The organism is Mesobacillus maritimus, assembly GCF_044803185.1.
In the GTDB taxonomy this organism is placed as follows: domain Bacteria; phylum Bacillota; class Bacilli; order Bacillales; family Cytobacillaceae; genus Mesobacillus_B; species Mesobacillus_B maritimus_B.
In genome coordinates this window covers 4,634,169-4,655,133 of sequence record NZ_CP085225.1, presented here as the reverse complement: position 1 = coordinate 4,655,133, position 20,965 = coordinate 4,634,169, and the positions used below count along the sequence as shown (strand labels likewise).

Below are 20,965 nucleotides of genomic sequence, written 5' to 3'. Positions count from 1 at the left end.
TAAGCTATTTTATACGGTATAGGAAGTTTGCACGCTCTTTTCTCATAATTAAAAAGGCTACTTTGTAGTGAAACAAGGCTTAATCCAACACCTATTTTGTATACAAGAGCTACAAAGTTTGAGAAAAGAGCCTTATTTAATAATTAAGAGGAACGCTCGGATAATGCTACCGGCGTTCCTTTTTTGTCGTTCTCTCTATTTTTATAATAAAAGTTACAAATAGTTCGTTTGAAAATGTTGGAATTCTATACAATAATATAAGAAGACTATAAATATGCGTTCGAGGGAGAATTATGGATAAAAAAGATAAAAAGACAAGATATTTAGCTGGTTTTTCACTTGCTGTAATGGGTTTTGGTTTTTTGCTGACAATTCCTTTTCAGGACACATTATCGGGAAAATTATTACAAGGAGCATTTGAGGCTGGTCTTGTAGGAGGCCTAGCAGACTGGTTTGCGGTCACTGCTTTGTTCCGACATCCACTTGGCATTCCAATCCCCCACACCGCCTTGCTTCCTAAAAACCGGGAACGGCTAACTCAGGCTCTAGTTCGGATGCTTGAAAAAGACTGGCTTACTGTGGCGAGTATTATGGAAAAAATCAGGAAAATCAACTTCAGTGATAAGATTTTAATGATAGTAAGCAGGGAAATTCAGAATGAATACACAAAAAAAGTGGTCCATTCTCTCATTCGGGACAGTCTTTCGAGAATGGACGTTAGTAAGTTAGTACCTCTACTGGAAAAGGAAATGAAAGGGTACTTAATGGAGGTAGACGCCTCAAGGCTCCTAAAATCTGTTGCTGATGGAATTGTGGACCGTAAATATGATGAAGCAGCATTCAATTATATACTCGAGGAATCGGGAAAATGGGCGGCAACAGAAGAGGCGAGACAGACGATGGGGAAGGTAGGAAAGCAACTAATTGAAACCACAGAAGCAGACGGTCTATTAAAATTTGCTATTCAATCTTTTAATCAAATGATGAATGAAGAGCGAATTGGACAGATGATGCAAACCTTCATCCTGAACAGAATTAAAAATGTAAGTAATCCAGATAATCGTTACCGAACCTTAATTCTAGAGTGGATAAGGAAAGAACTAGTTGGCATCGAAAACCGAGAAAAGTTAATGGAAGAAATCAATGATTGGAAAAATAAGCTGGTTAACGATTTAGAACTAAAAGGACAGATTAGCAGCCTCTTAGATACGACAAAGGGTCGCATCCTCTTGTTTGTTGATCAAGAAGATTTTGTTGATCATTATATTAACCCAGTCGTCCTCCGGTACATCAATGCCATTAAGGAAGATGATGAAAAAATGTCCTCCATTGAAACATGGCTACATAATCAGGTAGCTACCGCTATTGAAAATAACCATTCCAAGATAGGAATACTTGTTAAAGAAAACCTTGATAAGTTAGATACAAAAACCTTAATTGATATGATGGAGAATAATATCGGCAAAGATATCCAATGGATACGTGTAAATGGTGCTGTTTGTGGATTTTTTATCGGTCTGTGTTTAACCGTTTTTAAAATAGTCATTTACTAGTAGGATAACTGTATTTATAGAGACGGCTCTTAATCATTTAGTGTTTCAATTGCTGATCAGTCTATATGGTCAGCGATTTATTTTGAAGGCTCTTTTCTCAAGCTTGATTGCTATTGATTCAAAATAGGATGGATGAAGCTTTGTCTCCCTACAAAATAGGTTTTTAAAAAATGTGAAAAGAGCTTGTAAACTTACTATAACGTACAAAATAGCTTACCTTGCGTTAAAATCGGCTTTAGGTAGTAAAAATCGGCTTTAAGATTTTTACAATTTTAACAACAATCTTTACGAAAACAGCCATTTTGAAAGATAGAAATTTTCAAGTTAGAGAGAAGGAATATGATGGAGAAACAGCTTGTAGGGCAGTGTGCAGATAAGAAGGAAAGAATATGGACAAAGGATTTTATTTTGATTTGCTTTGCCAATTTCTTTATTTTCCTTGGTTTTCAAATGACGTTACCAACCATCCCACTTTTTGTGGAACATTTAGGGGGAAACGATCAATTAATTGGCTTGGTGGTGGGGATATTTACTTTTTCCGCCTTACTTCTTCGCCCGTATGCAGGACACGCTCTCGAATCAAAGGGACGGCGCTTTGTCTATTTAATCGGACTAGCAGTTTTTGTGGTCTCGGTTGGGTCGTTTGGTTTTGCAACCGGAATGTTTTTATTGTTTTTCTTAAGGATTATTCAAGGTGTGGGGTGGGGATTCTCCACAACAGCTTCTGGTACCATTGCAACCGATATCGTCCCATCAAGTAGAAGAGGCGAGGGATTAGGTTATTACGGACTCTCGGGGAACATCGCCTTAGCGCTCGGACCGTCACTTGGCCTAGCCTTAGCTGGGATTATTTCGTTTAAAGCGTTATTCTTTGTTTGTGCAGGTTTAGGATTATTGGCCTTATTTATGGCCACGAAAATTCATTATAAGGAAGTAGAAAAGAGCAGTACTCCTGCTGTGAAAGCAAAATGGGACTTCTATGAAAAAAGCGCACTGCAACCTGCCATGTTATTATTTTTTATAACCGTTACATTTGGGGGAATTGCGACTTTTCTTCCCTTATATTCAGTTCAAAAAGGGGTAGCAGGAATCGAATGGTATTTTTTAATATACGCACTGTTCCTCATGGTTTCTAGAACCTTTGCTGGACAGCTGTATGACCGTAAAGGACATCAAGCTGTTTTTATTCCTGGGGCGGTGTTAATTCTTTTAGCGATGGTCTTACTTGCATGGCTCCCCAACAGCCTTATTTTGTTTGTCGCAGCAGCAATCTATGGTCTCGGTTTTGGGTCAATTCAGCCGGCATTACAGGCATGGGCAGTAGAAGAGGCAAAGCCAAATCGAAAAGGTATGGCCAATGCCACCTTTTTTTCCTTTTTTGACCTCGGAGTAGGGGTGGGGGCAATTGTGTTTGGTCAGATTGGTCATATTTGGGGGTACGCGAGTATCTATGTTACGTCGGCAATTTCTGTATTAATCTCAATTCTTTTGTATATATACTTACTCTTTCGTAACAAGCAGCAAGTTAATGGTTAAAACCACATTCAGTGTTGATGTGGTTTTTTTATTAAGTATTAAAATTATTACAAAACGATTAACAAACTATGAAGGAATCTGTAAATAGTCTGGGACAGAGTTGATTAATCGTTGGTGAAAGCTTAATTTTAGGTTAAGGAACATTTAAGGTGAGGGGATACAATGAAAATTCTTGTTATCGAAGATAATGAAAGTGTTTGTGAAATGATTGAAATGTTTTTTCTTAAGGAAGGGATAGACGGAAAATTTGTCCACGATGGATTGAAGGGATATAACGAGTTTAAAACGGGGGAATGGGATCTTCTCATTGTCGACTGGATGCTTCCCGGAATGGATGGGGTCAGTCTTTGCCGTAAAATTCGGCTGGAAAATAGTGAAATCCCGATTATTATGTTAACGGCAAAAGATAGTGAATCCGATCAGGTCTTGGGGTTAGAAATGGGTGCAGATGATTATGTTACGAAACCGTTTAGTCCACTTGCGCTAATGGCTAGAATCAAGGCGGTGGCGCGGAGATATCAGCGGAACAGTGGAGAACAGGCGGCCAAAAACATCATCCAAACGAAGCATTTAAAAATAGATAAGGACTCGAGGGAAGTTTTTATGGAAGGATCCTTGATTCTGAACTTGACTCCAAAAGAATTTGATCTCTTGGCTTATTTTGCTCAACATCCCCGTCAAGTGTTTACAAGGGAACAGCTGTTAGAAAGAGTCTGGGGCTATCAATTTTATGGAGATGAACGGACGGTGGATGTCCATGTGAAACGACTGAGGAAAAAACTAGGGACAGCCACGCAGCCATTTGTTCATACGGTTTGGGGAGTGGGATATAAATTTGATGAGTCGGTGGAATAAAGTGAAGGTAAAGTATTTATATCAACAGATATTTAGTCATATGGGTGTACTCTTAGTGGCTTTTATCGTTTTAAGTTTATTGTTTACCCAATACATTGAAAACCTTGTTTATAAGGATAAGACCGATGAACTGATTAACTATGGGGAAAACATCCTCCTAGATTTGCAACAGGGTAATAAAATGCCGGAGCAGGTCATCAATCAATATGCCAATGTATTGTTTGGGAGAGATATTCAATTTAGTGTTTTCGATGAAAATATTAATTTGCTGAATCCTATCAAATGGAAAGGACCGCCACTTGTCTTAACTGAAAAGGAATGGCGAAGATTGCAGGCAGGGGAGACGATTGTTAGTAAGTACGATTTAAAAAGGTTTGACCAGGATGTTTCCTTTGTTGCCGTTCCCTATATCATTCGTGGCAACTTTATTGGTGGGGTTCTCCTCACTTCTCCGATTCAAGGAACCCAGGAAATGATTAGTGAAATCAATCAGTACCTTTTTTATGCTGCTCTCATTGCACTAGGGGTTGCAGTTCTACTTAGTTGGTTCTTATCTAAGGTCCATGTGAATCGAATTAAAAAAATTCAAGCTGCAACCTCAATGGTGTCTGCAGGTAATTATAATGTTAGCGTGCCTTCTACAAACTTTGATGAAATTGGAGAGTTGGCTAAGGATTTTAATCAGATGGTTGATAAAATCAACAACTCGATGGAGGAAATTGAAAGCTTGGAAAATCGTAGGCGTCAATTCATGGCCGACGTTTCTCATGAAATGCGAACACCACTTACAACAATCAGTGGAGTGATTGAAGGCTTAAGGAATGATATGATACCGGAAGCTGAAAAAGAAAAGGGAATCAACCTTGTTAGTAAGGAAACAAAGCGATTGATTCGGCTAGTAAATGAAAATCTTGATTATGAAAAGATTAGATCCAATCAAGTAAAGCTTTCTAAAGAGGAAATTGAATTAGAAGAGTTGTTGGAAATCATCAAGGAACAATTGTATCAACAAGCAACCGAAAAGGGCAATGAGATACAAATAGAGGTAGCGGATGGAGCAACGGTGTTTGCAGACTATGACAGGATGTTGCAGATTTTAATCAATATTACTAAAAATAGTATTCAATTTACTAGCGACGGGACGATTACTCTAAGAGGAAAGAATGATGACAAGGAAGCGGTAATTGAAATTGAAGACACTGGAACGGGAATAGATTCAGAAGAGATTGAAAAAATTTGGCGTCGTTTTTATAAAGCAGATCTATCTAGAACGAGTAATCCATACGGAGCCTTTGGCCTAGGATTATCCATCGTAAAGAGCCTCGTTGAGCTACACCAAGGGGAAATTACCGTTACAAGTGAAAAGGGTAGGGGAACAAAATTTGTGATTACACTTCTGCATAGAGAGAGCGGCATAAATTAATTTCCCAGTTTATAAGGTTCATGGAAACCACGGTGGGGGCCAAAAGTAGTTAGTAACATGTAAAAGTCCATGAGAGGCGCAGGCTCAAGGACAAAAAACAGTAAGAAAGCAAGAAAAGTGTCCATGAGAAGGCCGCTCAAGTACAAAACTCAGCAAGAAAGCAAGAAAAGTGTCCATGAGAAGGCCTCTCAAGGACAAAACTTAGTAAGAAAGCAAGAAAAGTGTCCATGAGAGCACCGCTCAAGGACAAAACTCAGCAAGAAATCCAGAAAAGTGTCCATGAGACCCTTGCTCAAGGACAAAGCTCAGCAAGAAATCCAGAAAAGTGTCCATGAGACCCTTGCTCAAGGACAAAGCTCAGCAAGAAATCCAGAAAAGTGTCTATGAGACCCTCGCTCAAGGACAAAGCTCAGCGAGAAATCCAGAAAAGTGTCCATGAGAAGGCCGCTCAAGGACAAAGCTCAGCAAGAAATCCAGAAAAGTGTCCATGAGACCCTCGCTCAAGGACAAAGCTCAGCAAGAAATCCAGAAGAGTGTCCATGAGAGCCCCGCTCAAGGACAAAACTCAGCAAGAAATCCAGAAAAGTGTCCATGAGAGCCCCACTCAAGGACAATACCTAAGCTACATAAAAAACAAAAGTCCTTGAGAGAGTCTCCCAAGGACAAAAAAAAATCCACTAAAAATAAGAAGTAAGTCCCCACTAGCTACTCATAGGAGGACCAGCGTCTAACGTTTGTAACTTTTAAATTTTTTCCGAGGATCCTTGAAATTTTCTTCCTACAAGTTATCACTTTGCACCAATCATGGACGATATTTGTAGTAATCTTTTGATCCGGGAAAAGGAGTTTAATTTCTCTCACACTTCTCATTACGGAATAGGTAATCAATTCTTCCTCTCCGCACTCCTTGCAAAAACATTTCGTTCCTTCGACAGAAATTGAAAGCGAATCGCATTTTACACAACTGATTCCCTTTCGCAGCTGTTGGTATTTATAGGTAGGTAACTGGGTATAAGGTGAATCTACAAGATGCAACGAAATTAATTTATCAGCAAGCATTCTGTGTTTAGTGTTTATTTTTGAAGGTGTATTATTAAGTGTTTTCAAATAACGATTAATTTGAGTTGGGAATATAATTGGTTTGTCGATTGGGGCCTGGTATAAGGTAAATTCGGGGCTAATAAAAACAACTGATGAGTTAATAGGTAGTCTACACCCAAGTTTGTCTAGTAATTGGCGTAATAATGCTTCATTTCTCCCTAATTGGTGAAGGGGGTTAATAATTTCAGTATTATTTTTAGTATAAAATTTATCTGATTCGTATAAATAATCCCCATCGTAATTTTTTACTTCAAAAAGATAAAGTGTCTCTGAACAAATAATCAGTGAGTCGATTTGGAACAGAGTATTATTAACTTTAAACAGCAAATCATTTAATATTAAGCATTCGCATTGAAGTGTTTCCGTCAGCAAATCGAACATTACTTCACCTTCAAAGCCCTTTTTAAGGTTTAAGTAGTGCTGCTTGTCTTTGACAGACAAATTCATCCGAGTGTTTAAGTATTTCAGTGCTTGTAATTCTTTAGTTTCCGTACGAGATTTATAAGGCATGGTCCACATCCTTTTTTTATTTTAAAACGTCAACTCAATTTTATAAAATTACTAAGCTCCAACAACCTAGAAGTATGTATTTTTTGTTAACGTTGCTTAACTCAATGTTTGCACCCCGTTTTCCCCGTAACATATCAGGACAGAAGTTGAAATAAAAAAGATCCCTAAGTTAACAAAAGGGATCTTTTTTCAAACTATAGTGTTTCATTAGCAGTAGAACTAGTCTGGTTGAAAACAGTTTTTCGGATGAATGGAATTACCCAGCGGTCTAAGCCGAAGCGTCCTGCATTGTAACCAGCGACGACAATGAAGAAGCCCATCAGTATGTCAGTTGGGTTATGAGAAACAGTCCCAGCAAAGAAGAAGGCAAAGTTCATAACAAGAGCAAAGAAGGCGGCAGCTGTTGTTAAACATCCAAGCATAAGGCCAAGGCCAACGGCAGCTTCTCCCCAAGGAATTAAGAAGTTAAACAGTTCTGCATTTGGAATAGCAAAGGCTTCGAGAAATGTGGTATACCAAGCGTAAACGGGTGCGCCATCAGGACCCATTACGGGGTTTGCAGCTGCGTTTTGTAAATATCCAGAAGCGTCGAACCCATCAACAATTTTATGATATCCAGCTGTAAACCATGCATAGCCCAAGTAGATACGAACAATTGCAAGAATCCCAGCGACAATCTTATTCTTTCTCAATGCATTGACAATCATGAAAATCACTCCTTTTAGGATGATAATGATTACACTTTTAAGATATCAGATTTAAAAGGAAAAGGAAGGTAATTTTCTGGTTATTCAAATTTTTGTAAAAAAGTTATGAAAAGTAATTGTCCATTTTGCTTTATTTGGAAAGTTCCTAACGTAAAAGGGCTGAGGAAAAACTTCCTCAGCAAACATAAATTATATTTGGATTTCATCATTTAACCGAATGATTTAAGAACTTCACACATACTGGATCGGGGACGGTTACGTCTTTTTGTAGGAGACTCAGCTTTCCATTGGTTTGCTCTCTTGAATAGAGGACAAGATTGCTAGAATTTTGATTCGCAACAATAAGAAAGTTTTCTGATGGGTCCAGCATAAAATCACGTGGCCAATTCCCCTCAGTGGAGACATGTTCAATGAGACTTAGCTGATAGGTTTCCTGATTCACTTCAAATACAGCTATACTATCATGCCCACGGTTGGCTACATAGACAAATTTGCCATCTGAGGTGATATGGATAGCGCTCCCTTGGTTATTTTCATTAAAGGAATCCGGAAGAGCTGAAATGACCTGCTTTTGTTCAAAGCTACCATCGTTTTGGTTATATTTCAAAACAATTAATTCTGAACTAAACTCAGTCATAACGTACGCATAGGGCTCCCTTGGATGAAAGGTAAGATGTCTAGGCCCACTGCCTGGTTTTGTTGCCAGCCTTGTAACTTCAACTAATTGGCCATTTTCTAGACGGTATGTAATAATCTGGTCAATTCCGAGCTCTGCGACAACAATGTATTTTCCATCTGGGGTATAGCCGGAATAATGAGTATGCGCTTTTTCTTGGCGAGGATCGGGACCGGAACCCTCATGTTTTGCAAAAGATAGTGGAGCCGTAATCGAACCATCTTCATTTGATTTGTAGTATGTTACCGTGCCTTTATGATAGTTTGTCGCTAGGACTGATTGATTGGGTCCTGTGATAACATGGCAAGGAGATGCACCACTCTCAAGGGTTCGATTTAATTCTCGTAGTTGAGCTGCATCTTCTGATAGACTAAAAGCTGCAACTCCTCCTGATTCCCCTTCTTTTACAACAGAGTACAGAAATTGTTGGTCCTCCGTAATGGTTAAATAAGTTGGATTCTCTAATTCAGCAACAACTTCAATATTCGAGATTGTTTTTCCTTGTGTATCTAATTGAAAGGAATATATCCCTTTACTTTCTCCCTTTGTGTATGTACCTATGAACCCGCGGAATAGATGGTTATTCTTCATTACTTTTGTTCCTCCTATACTTTTAATAATCTCTATTATACAAATGAAAGACCAGTACATGAACTGTACAGGTCTAAAAAATAATCATATTTAAGACAACTCACTCATAAAATCAAGTTGTCTCATTAAGGTTTGTCCATTGTTCGAAAGTACCTGTGCCATTGCAACCTTGGCAGTCATATGGGGTTACATTATATACAAATTCAGTTGCAGGGAATATGTGATAGCCTCTGCCAAAACAATCTGGGCATTTATCTTGTTCTTTCATATTAGAAACATGTTTTTGATATCTAGAGTCTTTCCAATCCTGATAGGCGTTCAAGAGCCCCATTTTCATCACCTCACAGTTATACCTTATTATATTTACTATATGTAAATGCTTTATACAGTGTTCGAGACTAAAAAGGTGATTTTAAAAATGCTTTTCTAGAGTTGAAAACAGTGACAAATGTCCTAGAAAGAAAGCGCATTTATAGTGAGTAGTGAAAAATAGGAGTACATTTTCCACTTTACAATTTAGGGAAAAGAGAGTATATTAACTCTTTGTAGCAAGAGTTTTCTCTTAGAAGAACCGTAAAGTATAATATAACTATAGTAGAAAAGTTTCGTTGAAATCTAAATTAAAAAGCAGGTGAAAAAATGAAAAGCATCATTAATTTTGGAAAACAGAGTCTGAATAATTACATGGGGTTTTTCTTTTTAGCCGTATTCCTTCTCTGGATTAAAACATATGCCGTTCAGGTAACACAGTTCAGTCTAGGAGTCGAGAATTCCATTCAGTCCTTTCTATTATTCTTAAGTCCACTTGCTTCTGCAATCTTGTTCCTTGGACTTGCTATGTTTAAGAAGGACAAGAAAAAATATCGCTGGCTCCTTATTAATTATTTTGTCCTTAGTTTTTTATTATATGCAAATGTACTGTATTATCGTTTTTTCAATGACTTTATTACTCTACCGACACTATTTCAAACCCAGAACTTTGGAGATGTAAGTTCAAGTCTATATACTTTATTTAAGCCATATGATCTTCTTTTCTTTGTTGATTTTATCGTGTTGGCTGTTCTTGCGTCTAAACGCCTTAATTTTATCAAGTTCGATACCTCTAAGATTAGCGGACGAAAGATTGCGGCTGTCTTTTTATTAGGACTTGCTATTTTCAGTGCGAATCTTGGTATGGCGGAAGCTGATCGCCCACAACTTTTAACAAGAACATTCGACAGAAACTATATTGTAAAATATTTAGGGATGTACAATTATACCGTTTACGACGCTGTTCAAAGTACGAGAGCCTCTGCTCAGCGTGTTATGGCTGATAGCAATGATATAACGGAAGTGATTAACTACACTCAATCTCAGTTTGCTGAGCCTAATCCAGAGTATTTTGGAGCGTTAGAAGGCCGTAATGTCATCTATATTCATTTAGAATCTGTTCAAAATTTCTTGATTGATTATGAATTGCATGGGGAAGAGGTTATGCCTTTCCTTAATTCATTGACTCGTGATGGAAATACACTTTATTTTGATAACTTCTATCACCAAACAGCCCAAGGAAAAACAGCTGATGCTGAATTCATGTTGGAAAATTCATTGTTTGGTTTGCCTCAGGGCTCTGCCTTCTCAATGAAGGGGATGAATACTTATCAGGCTGCACCGGCGATCCTTTCACAACAGAAAGGATATACTTCTGCTGTCTTTCACGGCAACACAAGGTCATTCTGGAACCGTGATGAAATCTATAAATCTTTTGGCATTGACAAGTTTTATGACTCTAGCTACTACGATATGAGCCCGGAAAATGTAACGAATTACGGATTAATGGATAAGCCGTTTTTTAAAGAATCTATTCCGTTGCTTCAGTCTTTGCCACAGCCTTTCTATTCGAAGTTTATTATGCTGACACACCATTATCCTTTTACAATGGATCAAGAGCAAGCAACGATTGAAAAACATGACACTGGGAGTAAAACGGTCGATAATTACTTCCAAACTGCTCGTTATTCAGACGAGGCATTAGATCAATTTTTCAATGACCTGAAAGAATCAGGAATTTATGATAATTCCGTTATTGTGATTTATGGGGACCATTATGGAATTTCTAAAAACCATAATAAAGCGATGGAAACCGTATTAGGGAAAGAAGTTACGCCAGAGGTTAGTGCTGAGTTGCAAGAAGTTCCACTTATCATTCATTCTCCTGGTTTAAAGGGTGGAGTGAATCACACATATGGTGGACAAATTGACTTAATGCCGACATTGCTTCATCTCCTTGGTGTTGAAGCAGAAGAGTTTGTTCATTTAGGGACTGACTTGCTTTCTGAGGACCACCGTGAGCTTGTAGCATTCCGTAACGGCGACTTTGTTAGTCCAACTGTTACTGCTGTTGACGAAAAGTACTATGACCCTGAAACAGGTGAATTGCTAGAGAAAACAGAGGAGATCGACCAGCTGAACCAAATTGTCAGACAGCAGTTAGAACTCTCTGATAAAGTTGTCAATGGGGATTTATTGCGTTTCTATACACCAGGTGATTTTACTTCTGTAAACCGATCTAAATATAATTATACAAATAAAGGTTCTGCGACAGAGAACTAAATAAAACTCGAGCAAGCTGCCTATGATATTCATAGGCAGCTTTTTGTTATAGCTATATTCCTTGTATTTACAGTAGAGAAGCAAAAAAGTTATCACTGTCACAAAATAGTCATTGCATTCGACATTGAAAATCATTATCATTTAATTATAGGCAATATTCAATCCAATAGAATGTTCTTATGGATAGACATATAAGATCCTTATCTGTTTACCATATAAGATTGGTGCCATTCAAAGAAAGAGTAAGGAATCTCATTATGAAACTTATTTACTTAATTATCAGCTTCATTGTTTTAGCGATCACTTCGTTGTTTATCGGAGTGCAAAATATTTCTCCACTAGATTTGTTCCAACTAACTGACGAGCAAACCCATATATTGTTAGTGAGTAGGCTTCCGCGATTAGTATCCATTATCTTGGCGGGCGTTGGGATGAGTATTTGTGGGTTGATTATGCAGCAACTTACAAGAAACAAATTTGTCTCTCCCACTACGGCAGGAACAGAAGATTCAGCTCGTTTCGGTATTTTGGTTTCCATGATGCTGTTTTCCGGAGCTGGACAGTTTGTAAGAGTACTAGTTGCTTTCTTCTTTGCTCTTTTAGGAAGTTTCATCTTCATGAAATTACTAGATAAAGTGAAATACAAGGACGCTATTTTCATTCCACTTGTGGGGATGATGTTTGGTAGTATTGTAGGTTCTATAACGACCTTCTTTGCCTACAAGGAAGATTTAATTCAAAATATGTCTTCCTGGTTACAAGGAAACTTTTCAATGATGATCCAAGGGCGTTACGAGCTTTTATACATTAGTATTCCACTCATTTTTATCGCATACCTATATGCAAATAAATTTACAATCGCAGGTATGGGAGAAGAGTTCGCAGTCAATCTTGGATTGAATCATAAACAAATCATGAACATCGGTCTGATGATTGTTGCCTTGATTACGGCAATTGTCGTGCTGACAGTAGGAATGATTCCGTTTTTAGGGTTGATTATTCCCAACATCGTAACGATGTACCGTGGGGATCATTTACAAAAAAGCCTTTCTCATACTGCACTACTAGGGGCAGTCTTCGTGTTAGCCTGTGATGTATTAGGTCGAGTTGTTATCTATCCATACGAGGTACCTATCGGTCTAACTGTCGGGGTAATTGGAAGCGGAATTTTTCTTTACATGATTATGAGGAGAAAGGCATATGAGTAATAAGGGTAAATTGATCGTATTAGCCGTTGTGGCTGTCTTGCTGGCAGCAGCATTTATATTTATTGACTTAGGGAACAATTGGGATTACGCACTTCCAAGAAGACTAAAAAAGGTATATGCCATTATCTTAACTGGGGGCGTTATCGCCTTTTCAACACTAGTCTTTCAGACAATAACAAATAACCGGATTTTAACACCTAGTATTATTGGTCTTGATTCATTGTATTTATTGATTCAGACCTTTCTAATATTTGTATTCGGTTCAATGAATTTGCTCGTCACTAATGAAAATGTGAACTTCCTTATCTCGGTTGGGTTAATGGTCATCTTTGCGGGACTATTATACAAATTACTATTCCGGGGGGATGGTCAAAACATTTACTTTCTCCTGTTGGTCGGTATTATTTTTGGGACCTTCTTTGGGAGTATAACAGAATTTATGCAAGTATTAATTGACCCGAATGAGTTTATGGTTGTACAGGATAGAATGTTTGCGAGTTTTAACAATGTTAAGACGGATTTGCTTTTGATTGCTACTATTGCGGTGATTTTGGTTTCACTTTACTCTGTGAAACTTATTAGATACCTAGATGTTTTGTCATTAGGAAAGGATCAAGCAGTAAACCTTGGAGTCGACTATGATTACGTTGTTAAAAGATTATTGGTTGTTATTGCAATTCTTGTATCCATTTCAACAGCTCTTGTCGGACCAATTACGTTTCTTGGATTGTTGGTGGCGAATGTTGCTCACCAATTTCTTAATACCTATAGACATAGCTACTTAATTATTGGTTCCATTTTTATTTCTATCATTGCTTTAGTAGGCGGTCAATTGATTGTCGAACGAGTCTTTACATTTGATACCACGCTAAGTGTGATTGTCAACTTCGTTGGTGGAGTGTATTTCATATATCTGTTGTTAAAGGAGAGTAAATCATGGTAGATGTTAAACACGTTTCTAAAGGGTACAACAATAAGAATGTAATCACAGACGTCTCAGTTAAAATTGCCAAAGGAAAAATTACCTCTTTTATCGGACCAAACGGAGCAGGTAAGAGTACACTGCTTTCAATGATTAGCCGCTTGATTGCTAAGGATGAAGGGGAAATATATATTGATGGTATGGACCTAACACGTTGTAAGAACAATGACTTAGCCAAAAAAATCTCCATCCTAAAGCAGTCAAACCATATAAATGTAAGACTTACGGTTAAAGAACTCGTTTCCTTTGGACGTTTCCCATATTCCCAAGGAAGACTAACGAAAGAAGATCGCAAATTCGTAAATGAAGCGATTCGTTACATGGAATTAGAAGAGTTCCAAGATAAGTACATAGACCAGTTAAGTGGTGGTCAAAGACAACGTGCTTATATTGCGATGGTCATTGCCCAAGATACTGAATATGTCCTTCTGGATGAACCGTTAAACAACCTTGATATGAAGCATTCTGTACAAATTATGAAGACGTTAAGAAGGCTTGCAGATGAGCTTGGGAAAACTGTTGTCATCGTCATTCATGATATCAACTTTGCTTCTTGTTATTCTGATTATATTGTCGCGATGAAGGATGGAAGAGTCATTAAAGAGGGAGCAACGGACGAAATTATCAATCCGGTTGTATTAAATGAAGTGTATGATATGGATTTCAAGATTGAGGAAATCAATCGAGAAAGAATCTGTGTGTTCTACTCTTAACAGCTATTCTTATAGATTGCTATTTTACCTAAAAAGGTCGAATGTATCAGCTGATACATTCGACCTTTTTTATTTATTCATTTTATTTCATTAAGCTTGAACTGGTACTTCAAGTCCAAGACCTTTTGCTATACGTGTTCCGTAGTCTGGATCTGCTTTATAGAAGTGTTGGATTTGACGAAGTTTAATTTCATCACTTTCAACTGGTTTCATTGCACCTACAATGTTCTCAACAAGGCGAGCTCTTTCTTCTTCGCTCATCAGGCGATATAAGTCACCAGCTTGTGTATAGTGGTCATCGTGATCATAGCTAACACTTTCAGCTACACCACTGACTGGGAAACCAGTAGTACGGTCTTCTGCAGACTCTTGTGGTCCACTAAAGCTATTAGGCTCATAATAAACACTGCTACCACCGTTGCTGTCTGGACGCATAAATCCATCGCGCTGATAGTTATTTACTTCCGCTTTCGGACGGTTAATTGGTAGGGCATTATGGTTGGCACCTACACGATAACGGTGTGCGTCAGAATACGCGAACAGACGTCCTTGAAGCATTTTATCTGGTGAGGCCTCAATTCCCGGCACAAAGTTTCCTGGAGATAGAGTTACTTGCTCGACTTCAGCAAAGTAGTTCTCTGGATTTTTGTTAAGGGTCATCTTACCAACTTCAATAAGTGGATAATCCTTTTGAGACCATACTTTTGTTACATCAAACGGATCCCAGCGGTATGTATCCGCATCTTCAACAGGCATGATTTGAACATATAACGTCCAAGACGGAAAATCGCCTTTATCAATTGCATTGAAAAGGTCCTCTGTATGGTAGTCTGGGTTTTCGCCGGCAATCTTAGCGGCTACATCTGGAGCTAAGTTTTTCACACCTTGGTTGGTCTTAAAATGATATTTTACCCAAACCGCTTCACCTTCATTGTTTACCCATTTGAAGGTATGGCTACCAAAGCCGTGCATATGACGTAGAGTAGCAGGAATACCACGGTCAGACATTAGAATCGTTACTTGATGTAAAGATTCAGGTGAAAGAGACCAAAAGTCCCAAACCGCATTTGGATTTTTTAAATGTGTTTGTGGGTGTCTTTTTTGTGTATGGATAAAGTCAGGAAACTTGATTGCATCACGAATAAAGAATACAGGTGTATTGTTTCCTACCAAGTCATAGTTTCCTTCTTCAGTATAAAACTTAACAGCGAAACCACGTGGGTCACGGACTGTATCAGCTGAGCCTAGCTCACCGGCAACAGTTGAGAAACGAATGAACATAGGAGTTCGCTTGCCTACTTCGGAAAGAAAGTCGGCTTTAGTGTATTTGCTTACATCATTCGTTACTTCGAAATAGCCGTGTGCACCCGCACCTTTAGCATGAACAACACGTTCAGGAACACGTTCACGATTAAAATGGGCCAATTTTTCTAATAAATGGACATCTTGAATTAAAGTTGGTCCACGTGATCCGGCCGTCATGGAATTTTGATTGTCACCAACTGGGGCACCCCAGCTTGTCGTAAGCTTTTTGCTCATAGTATTACGTCCTCCCTTTATTTTCTATTACATTAGTTTTATATAAAATAAATTAAGATTAATTTAAAAATAAATCTTAATTTATAATTATTATAAAATACAGCTTGTGCATAAGTCAACTAGATTTCTACTATTTATAATTACTATTAAATTTATTTACCCTAAAAGAAAGGGGGTAAACCTTGATGTTATTAAGGATGTGGTTTTATATATAAATAGTTTATTCCTCTTTTAGGACAAATATCATAATTAATTCAATCGTCTTCTTTGCAAAATTATTGATAAAAACTAAGGTTGATATTCTAATATAATTGATATACGTATGTTGTAATTGAGAATAAAGCATCGGAACATAAAAGTGACTAAGAAAGTAAAAACAACAGCTGTGAATAGCGGCCCGTCGTTAAATTACAGGATGACTTGAAGAATAGAGGTTTTGAACTTATTGTGAACAATGGCTGTGATTAACGGAAATATTAGCTAAATAGACTATAATGATTATGAGAATATAGTTATTGGAGGAATTCGCTTGAAGACAGAATTAACATTGGCGGTTAATCAGCAAATTGCAAACTGGAGCGTTCTTTACATCAAACTACATAATTATCATTGGTATGTGACAGGACCAGAGTTTTTTACCCTTCATGCAAAATTTGAAGAGCTATATAATGAAACAGCATTGCATATTGATGAACTAGCAGAGCGATTACTAGCACTTGGAGATAAACCTGTTGCGACAATGCGTGAATGCTTAGAAATCTCTTCTGTTAAAGAAGCAAATGGTGGCGAGTCTGCAACAGATATGGTTGCCTCTATTGTAGAAGATTTCTCAGTTATGATAGCTGAATTGAAGAAGGGAATGGAGATTGCAGGATCAGTAGGGGATGAAACAACAGGTGATTTGCTATTATCAATCCATTCAAGCCTTGAGAAACATGTGTGGATGCTTAACTCGTTTCTTGGAAGATAAGTAGTCTCTCCTAGGCAGGTTTGAGTAAAACGAAGTTTCTTCATATTAAGTACGACAAAAGGGCAGCCTGGGCTGTCCTTTTTTGATGAGGCTGTTTTCGTAAAGATTGTTGTTAAAATTGTAAAAATCTTAAAGCCGATTTTTACTACCTAAAGCCGATTTTAACGCAAGGTAAGGGATTACGTACGTTATAGTAAGTTTGCAAGCTCTTTTCTCAAAAATTTATAGCTATATTGCGTGAAATAAAGCTTCATTTATCCTATTTTGTATTTAAAAACAACAAAGTTTGAGAAAAGAGCCTTTGATGAAAACTGCAAATGCACATTACAAGCCTGTTTCAGACTGTAAAAATACATCCATTATGATACTGTTGAGGTTATTTTTGGGCGTGGAGTGGAATAGGAATATTTTTCAAATGAACAAAAAAGGGTAGTCTTTATAAGGGTTCTAGCAATCTATTAATAGATACCACTTTTTGGGTAATGATTCACTATGTTACAACTGATAGCCTACTAGTAGAGACAGCGAGATTACTAGGAGGTATGAATATGAAAACTTTAAAAAAACTAACTCTAGCATTAACGTTAACAGCATCACTTGCATTTACTGCGTTTATTCCAAATGTTGATGCGGCAACGCAACATACGGTTAAATCTGGTGATACATTATGGAAGATTGCTTCTCAATATGGGATTACTTTTAATCAATTGAAGACCACAAATAAGCTCTCTTCTAATACAATTTATCCTGGACAAAGGTTCACAATTCCGAACACAACAGGTATAACTGCAGCCGAAAAGGATTTAATGGCCCGTCTTGTTCATGCAGAAGCTAAAGGGGAACCTTATGCAGGGAAAGTAGCAGTTGCGACAGTAATTTTGAACAGGATTGATAGTCCAGACTTCCCGAATACTTTGAGCGGTGTAGTTCATGAGAAGGTGAACGGTTATTACGCTTTTACTCCAGTACAGAATGGAGAAATTAATAAGCCTGCAGATGCGGAAGCAAAAAGAGCGGTAAATGAAGCATTAGCGTTCCGTGGACAAGGTAGCGGTTCACTATTCTTTTTTAATCCGAAAACAGCAAAAAGTGATTGGATCTTCTCCCGTCAAGTAACAGTTACAATCGGGAATCATCGTTTTGCAAAATAATAATAAATAAAAACAGCGTAGGAGATTTTTTCTCCTACGCTGTTTTCTTTTATTTTAATACGTCATGGTCCACGTAACGTTCGCCATTAAGTTCACTTAACAAATTAATCGCTACTTTAGCGCCATCACCTGCTGTGATAATGGTATGTACACTTACGCCTGCACATGTACCTGCTGCCCAAATACCTTCTACATTTGTTTTTCCGTCAGAATCAACATCGAGGACGGTCTTAATGCGTGGTTCTGTTCCTTCTTTTGTGTTAACCCCGATTTTTTCAGCTAATGCCACGGAAACACCTGAAGCGAGGATGACGTGTTTTGCTAGAAATTCCTGACCATCTGTTTCGAGGACAAATCCTTCTTCGCTTTTAGTAATATTGGTTACTTCAGTTTGAACTAATTCTGCCCCAAGTTTGGTTGCTTGTTGTTTACCAGTCTCTACTAATTCTGGTCCAGTAACTTCTTGAACTCCATAGTGGTTTTCAATCCAAGCTCTTTTGGTCATGCTCTTGTCACTGTCAATCAATAAAGTTTTCTTGCCAGCCTTTGCAGTGAAAATCGCAGCGCTAGCTCCTGCCGGTCCAGCACCAATAATAGCGATATCAATCATGCTAAATCTACCTCCTAATTTTTGTATCATTACTATTGTAGCAAAGTTAAATTTTTTCTTCCCAATTTTTGCTTATGAAAAATCGAAGTCATTTTTAAAAAGTAAACAATTTAGATTTTTTTATAAATTTAAAAAACTGATTGAAATTCCATAATTTGAGTGGTTTAATAGTGGGTAGATAGAACTTATCAGATATGTGATATCTGAAAGGTAGGTGAGAATCACTTGAACGTAGAGAAAATACAGAATAAAAAGGTCTCAGACCATGTAGTAGAGCAAATAGAGAAAATGATTGAATCAGGGGATTTCACGATTGGCGAAAAACTCCCCTCTGTTCGGGAACTTTGTGAACTATTTGGTGTCGGCCGATCAGCGGTTAGGGATGCCATTACGACCTTAAAGGGGAAAGGGACCGTTGAAGTGAAGCAAGGAGAAGGGACCTATATCCGTGGCTTTGATTCATCAAGTCTTTTTAAGAGCCAAGTGTTACTGCCGAGTTTAAAGGATATTCAAGAATTGTTTCAGGTAAGGAAAATGCTTGAAACTGGTATGGCAGAAATGGCCTCTTTAAACCGTACCGATGAAATGATTAGTGAAATGGAAGACATTCTGTCAAACCAGTCCGAATCTGGATGGGGGTCAGATTATCGCTTCCATACGGCAATAGCTAAAAGTTCAGGAAATGAAATCTTGCTTCAATTAGTTGGGTTCATTTCTTCAGCGATGAAGAAGGTCATGATTGAGTTTTATAAGCATATTGAGAAAGATATAAAAATTGTAAATCAGATTGACCAGCAGCATGACCGTATTCTACAGGCTATCAAAGATCAAAATCCTAAGGTTGCTCATCAGGAAATGATGGACCATTTAACCTTTGTGGAAGCACTTTTACAGAGTAGTGTCTTAGAAAAAGCATAGAACATAGGGGGTGTTCGTTTGGTTACAGCAGAGCTTATCAATGAATTGAAAGCGGTTTTACCAGAAGTAAAAATGGCTACAGAGGAAAATCAGATTACCTTGTTTCCAAACACAGAAGAACATATCGTTGAAATTGTGAAATACTGTCAAAACCATAAAAAGACCCTACGCATTATTGGGGGAGGGACGAAAAGTAAGTTAGATACTTCAAATGAACTGGTAGATATTAAACTATCACTTTCTGAATATAGCGGAATTGTCGAGCATACGGTTGGGGATATGACGGTTACGGTGAAGGCAGGTACTCGATACGAGGAATTACAAGAATACTTGGCACAGCACAAACAAAAGGTAGCATTGGATCCTTCTTGGCAAAGGGATGCTACTATGGGTGGCGTAATTGCTGCTAATGACAGTGGGCCAAAACGGCTAGGCTACGGTACGGCGAGGGATTGTGTTATTGGCTTAAGAACGGTCTACCCCGATGGTAAAGTCATCAGGTCTGGGGGCAGAGTTGTAAAAAATGTAGCCGGTTATGATATGAATAAGCTTTTCATCGGGTCAATGGGTACGTTAGGGGTGATATCAGAAATCACGCTAAAGCTGAGACCACTGCATAAATGTGAAAGTCTTATTTTGCTCTCATTTCCAAATGGGAACCTTGATGAAGTCCGTAGGTTTGCAGTTGAACTTCTCGATTCGATGATGGAGCCAATAGCACTCGAGTTGTTAAACCCTCCAATGGCTGAAAAGCTTGCCGATATAAACGCTTATACATTAGCAATAAGTTTAGAGGACGTGGAAACATCTGTCCGTTATCAAGAAGAGTTCATTCAAAAATTGCGACCGAACAATGCTGAGCTCACAATTCTCAATGAAGACCAAGCTGCTAGTTTTTGGCAGAGGGTTTACACTGTTGCTCCAAGCGGTGTTGACGAAGATTCATCAACCAAAAATAATGCCGAGACAGTAGCCTTAATGAAAGTCGGGGTTGTCAACTTAAGTGTACTTGACGTTGCTAGAGAGTGTCAGCTCGTGTCAGATCGGTATTCAGTAAGGGTCGAAGCACATGGTGGACTTGGAACGGGAATTGCTCAAGTCATTCTTCGAGGGGCTAGTGAGGATGTAAGTCAATCTATCATCCACTTGCGAGAGTATGCTGTGAAATTGGGTGGATATGGGATTGTCAAATATCTGCCCGAATCATTGAATGGTACGGTAGATGTTTGGGGCGAAAAGCCATCTTACTTCCAGCTTCTTAAAGGTATAAAAGCAAAGATGGACCCAAGTGGAATCATGAATCCAAAACGATTTATCGGGGGGATATAAT

General features: G+C 38.1%; 18 protein-coding genes. 12 read left to right on the top strand and 6 right to left on the bottom strand.

Annotation, left to right across the window (positions count from 1 at the left end; translation table 11 throughout):
- Positions 1-293: 293 nt before the first annotated feature.
- The 4 genes from LG336_RS22595 (at position 294) to LG336_RS22580 (ending at position 5,367) form a co-directional block, all read left to right on the top strand.
- Positions 294-1,553, top strand: coding sequence for a DUF445 domain-containing protein (locus LG336_RS22595; RefSeq protein WP_404329690.1), 1,260 nt, complete (start codon positions 294-296; stop codon positions 1,551-1,553).
- 342 nt (positions 1,554-1,895) lie between these two features.
- Positions 1,896-3,089 carry an MFS transporter gene (locus LG336_RS22590; RefSeq protein WP_404333262.1) on the top strand — a complete coding sequence of 398 codons (1,194 nt, stop codon included), beginning with the start codon at positions 1,896-1,898 and terminating at the stop codon, positions 3,087-3,089.
- Positions 3,090-3,251: 162 nt separating this feature from the next.
- Entirely contained in the window at positions 3,252-3,944 is a 693-nt protein-coding gene (locus LG336_RS22585) for a winged helix-turn-helix domain-containing protein (protein WP_404329689.1), read from the top strand.
- Complete coding sequence (locus LG336_RS22580; protein ID WP_404329688.1) at positions 3,928-5,367, top strand: ATP-binding protein; 1,440 nt, start codon at positions 3,928-3,930, stop codon at positions 5,365-5,367. Before LG336_RS22585 ends, LG336_RS22580 begins: the two co-directional genes overlap by 17 nt.
- A 705-nt stretch (positions 5,368-6,072) precedes the next feature.
- On the opposite strand, the gene LG336_RS22575 is transcribed toward LG336_RS22580, so the two are convergent.
- From LG336_RS22575 to LG336_RS22560, 4 genes are all read right to left on the bottom strand, one after another.
- Positions 6,073-6,978, bottom strand: a complete 906-nt coding sequence (locus LG336_RS22575; RefSeq protein WP_404329687.1) for a nuclease-related domain-containing protein — start codon at positions 6,976-6,978, stop codon at positions 6,073-6,075.
- Between the two features lie 194 nt (positions 6,979-7,172).
- On the bottom strand, positions 7,173-7,685 hold the full coding sequence (locus LG336_RS22570) for a DoxX family protein (protein WP_404329686.1): 513 nt from the start codon (positions 7,683-7,685) through the stop codon (positions 7,173-7,175).
- 205 nt (positions 7,686-7,890) lie between these two features.
- A complete protein-coding gene (locus LG336_RS22565) occupies positions 7,891-8,952 on the bottom strand; it encodes a lactonase family protein (RefSeq protein ID WP_404329685.1) in 1,062 nt (353 codons plus the stop codon).
- Between the two features lie 112 nt (positions 8,953-9,064).
- Positions 9,065-9,283, bottom strand: a complete 219-nt coding sequence (locus tag LG336_RS22560) for a methionine aminopeptidase (protein WP_404329684.1) — start codon at positions 9,281-9,283, stop codon at positions 9,065-9,067.
- A gap of 308 nt (positions 9,284-9,591) precedes the next feature.
- On the opposite strand from LG336_RS22560, the gene LG336_RS22555 reads away from it, so the two are divergent.
- The 4 genes from LG336_RS22555 (at position 9,592) to LG336_RS22540 (ending at position 14,447) form a co-directional block, all read left to right on the top strand.
- Entirely contained in the window at positions 9,592-11,544 is a 1,953-nt protein-coding gene (locus tag LG336_RS22555) for an LTA synthase family protein (RefSeq protein ID WP_404329683.1), read from the top strand.
- 257 nt (positions 11,545-11,801) lie between these two features.
- Complete coding sequence (locus LG336_RS22550; protein ID WP_404329682.1) at positions 11,802-12,752, top strand: ABC transporter permease; 951 nt, start codon at positions 11,802-11,804, stop codon at positions 12,750-12,752.
- Positions 12,745-13,695, top strand: coding sequence for an iron chelate uptake ABC transporter family permease subunit (locus LG336_RS22545; RefSeq protein WP_404329681.1), 951 nt, complete (start codon positions 12,745-12,747; stop codon positions 13,693-13,695). The genes LG336_RS22550 and LG336_RS22545 overlap by 8 nt, the downstream gene beginning before the upstream one ends.
- Positions 13,689-14,447: an ABC transporter ATP-binding protein gene (locus LG336_RS22540; protein ID WP_404329680.1), complete on the top strand. Its 759-nt coding sequence runs from the start codon at positions 13,689-13,691 to the stop codon at positions 14,445-14,447. Before LG336_RS22545 ends, LG336_RS22540 begins: the two co-directional genes overlap by 7 nt.
- A gap of 90 nt (positions 14,448-14,537) precedes the next feature.
- Here the strand turns inward: LG336_RS22540 and katA are convergent, their stop codons facing one another.
- Complete coding sequence (gene katA, locus LG336_RS22535; protein WP_404329679.1) at positions 14,538-15,986, bottom strand: catalase KatA; 1,449 nt, start codon at positions 15,984-15,986, stop codon at positions 14,538-14,540.
- Positions 15,987-16,515: 529 nt separating this feature from the next.
- Between katA and LG336_RS22530 the strand changes: the two genes are divergently transcribed.
- Together LG336_RS22530 and LG336_RS22525 are read left to right on the top strand one after the other, a co-directional pair.
- Complete coding sequence (locus LG336_RS22530) at positions 16,516-16,956, top strand: Dps family protein (protein ID WP_404329678.1); 441 nt, start codon at positions 16,516-16,518, stop codon at positions 16,954-16,956.
- A gap of 548 nt (positions 16,957-17,504) precedes the next feature.
- The gene (locus LG336_RS22525; protein WP_404329677.1) at positions 17,505-18,107 is read left to right on the top strand and encodes a cell wall hydrolase; all 603 of its coding nucleotides are present in this window, start codon (positions 17,505-17,507) and stop codon (positions 18,105-18,107) included.
- 49 nt (positions 18,108-18,156) lie between these two features.
- On the opposite strand, the gene LG336_RS22520 is transcribed toward LG336_RS22525, so the two are convergent.
- On the bottom strand, positions 18,157-18,717 hold the full coding sequence (locus tag LG336_RS22520) for an FAD-dependent oxidoreductase (RefSeq protein WP_404329676.1): 561 nt from the start codon (positions 18,715-18,717) through the stop codon (positions 18,157-18,159).
- 225 nt (positions 18,718-18,942) lie between these two features.
- On the opposite strand from LG336_RS22520, the gene LG336_RS22515 reads away from it, so the two are divergent.
- Both LG336_RS22515 and LG336_RS22510 read left to right on the top strand, forming a co-directional pair.
- Entirely contained in the window at positions 18,943-19,635 is a 693-nt protein-coding gene (locus tag LG336_RS22515; RefSeq protein WP_404329675.1) for a FadR/GntR family transcriptional regulator, read from the top strand.
- A gap of 18 nt (positions 19,636-19,653) precedes the next feature.
- Positions 19,654-20,964 carry an FAD-binding oxidoreductase gene (locus tag LG336_RS22510; RefSeq protein WP_404329674.1) on the top strand — a complete coding sequence of 437 codons (1,311 nt, stop codon included), beginning with the start codon at positions 19,654-19,656 and terminating at the stop codon, positions 20,962-20,964.
- Position 20,965 lies beyond the last annotated feature (1 nt).

Bases quoted from the DNA above. Each gene is read 5' to 3' on its own strand.
- LG336_RS22595 (WP_404329690.1), top strand. From the start codon at position 294: ATGGATAAAAAAGATAAAAAGACAAGATATTTAGCTGGTTTTTCACTT.
- LG336_RS22590 (WP_404333262.1), top strand. From the start codon at position 1,896: ATGGAGAAACAGCTTGTAGGGCAGTGTGCAGATAAGAAGGAAAGAATA.
- LG336_RS22585 (WP_404329689.1), top strand. From the start codon at position 3,252: ATGAAAATTCTTGTTATCGAAGATAATGAAAGTGTTTGTGAAATGATT.
- LG336_RS22580 (WP_404329688.1), top strand. From the start codon at position 3,928: ATGAGTCGGTGGAATAAAGTGAAGGTAAAGTATTTATATCAACAGATA.
- LG336_RS22575 (WP_404329687.1), bottom strand. From the start codon at position 6,978: ATGCCTTATAAATCTCGTACGGAAACTAAAGAATTACAAGCACTGAAA.
- LG336_RS22570 (WP_404329686.1), bottom strand. From the start codon at position 7,685: ATGATTGTCAATGCATTGAGAAAGAATAAGATTGTCGCTGGGATTCTT.
- LG336_RS22565 (WP_404329685.1), bottom strand. From the start codon at position 8,952: ATGAAGAATAACCATCTATTCCGCGGGTTCATAGGTACATACACAAAG.
- LG336_RS22560 (WP_404329684.1), bottom strand. From the start codon at position 9,283: ATGGGGCTCTTGAACGCCTATCAGGATTGGAAAGACTCTAGATATCAA.
- LG336_RS22555 (WP_404329683.1), top strand. From the start codon at position 9,592: ATGAAAAGCATCATTAATTTTGGAAAACAGAGTCTGAATAATTACATG.
- LG336_RS22550 (WP_404329682.1), top strand. From the start codon at position 11,802: ATGAAACTTATTTACTTAATTATCAGCTTCATTGTTTTAGCGATCACT.
- LG336_RS22545 (WP_404329681.1), top strand. From the start codon at position 12,745: ATGAGTAATAAGGGTAAATTGATCGTATTAGCCGTTGTGGCTGTCTTG.
- LG336_RS22540 (WP_404329680.1), top strand. From the start codon at position 13,689: ATGGTAGATGTTAAACACGTTTCTAAAGGGTACAACAATAAGAATGTA.
- katA (WP_404329679.1), bottom strand. From the start codon at position 15,986: ATGAGCAAAAAGCTTACGACAAGCTGGGGTGCCCCAGTTGGTGACAAT.
- LG336_RS22525 (WP_404329677.1), top strand. From the start codon at position 17,505: ATGAAAACTTTAAAAAAACTAACTCTAGCATTAACGTTAACAGCATCA.
- LG336_RS22520 (WP_404329676.1), bottom strand. From the start codon at position 18,717: ATGATTGATATCGCTATTATTGGTGCTGGACCGGCAGGAGCTAGCGCT.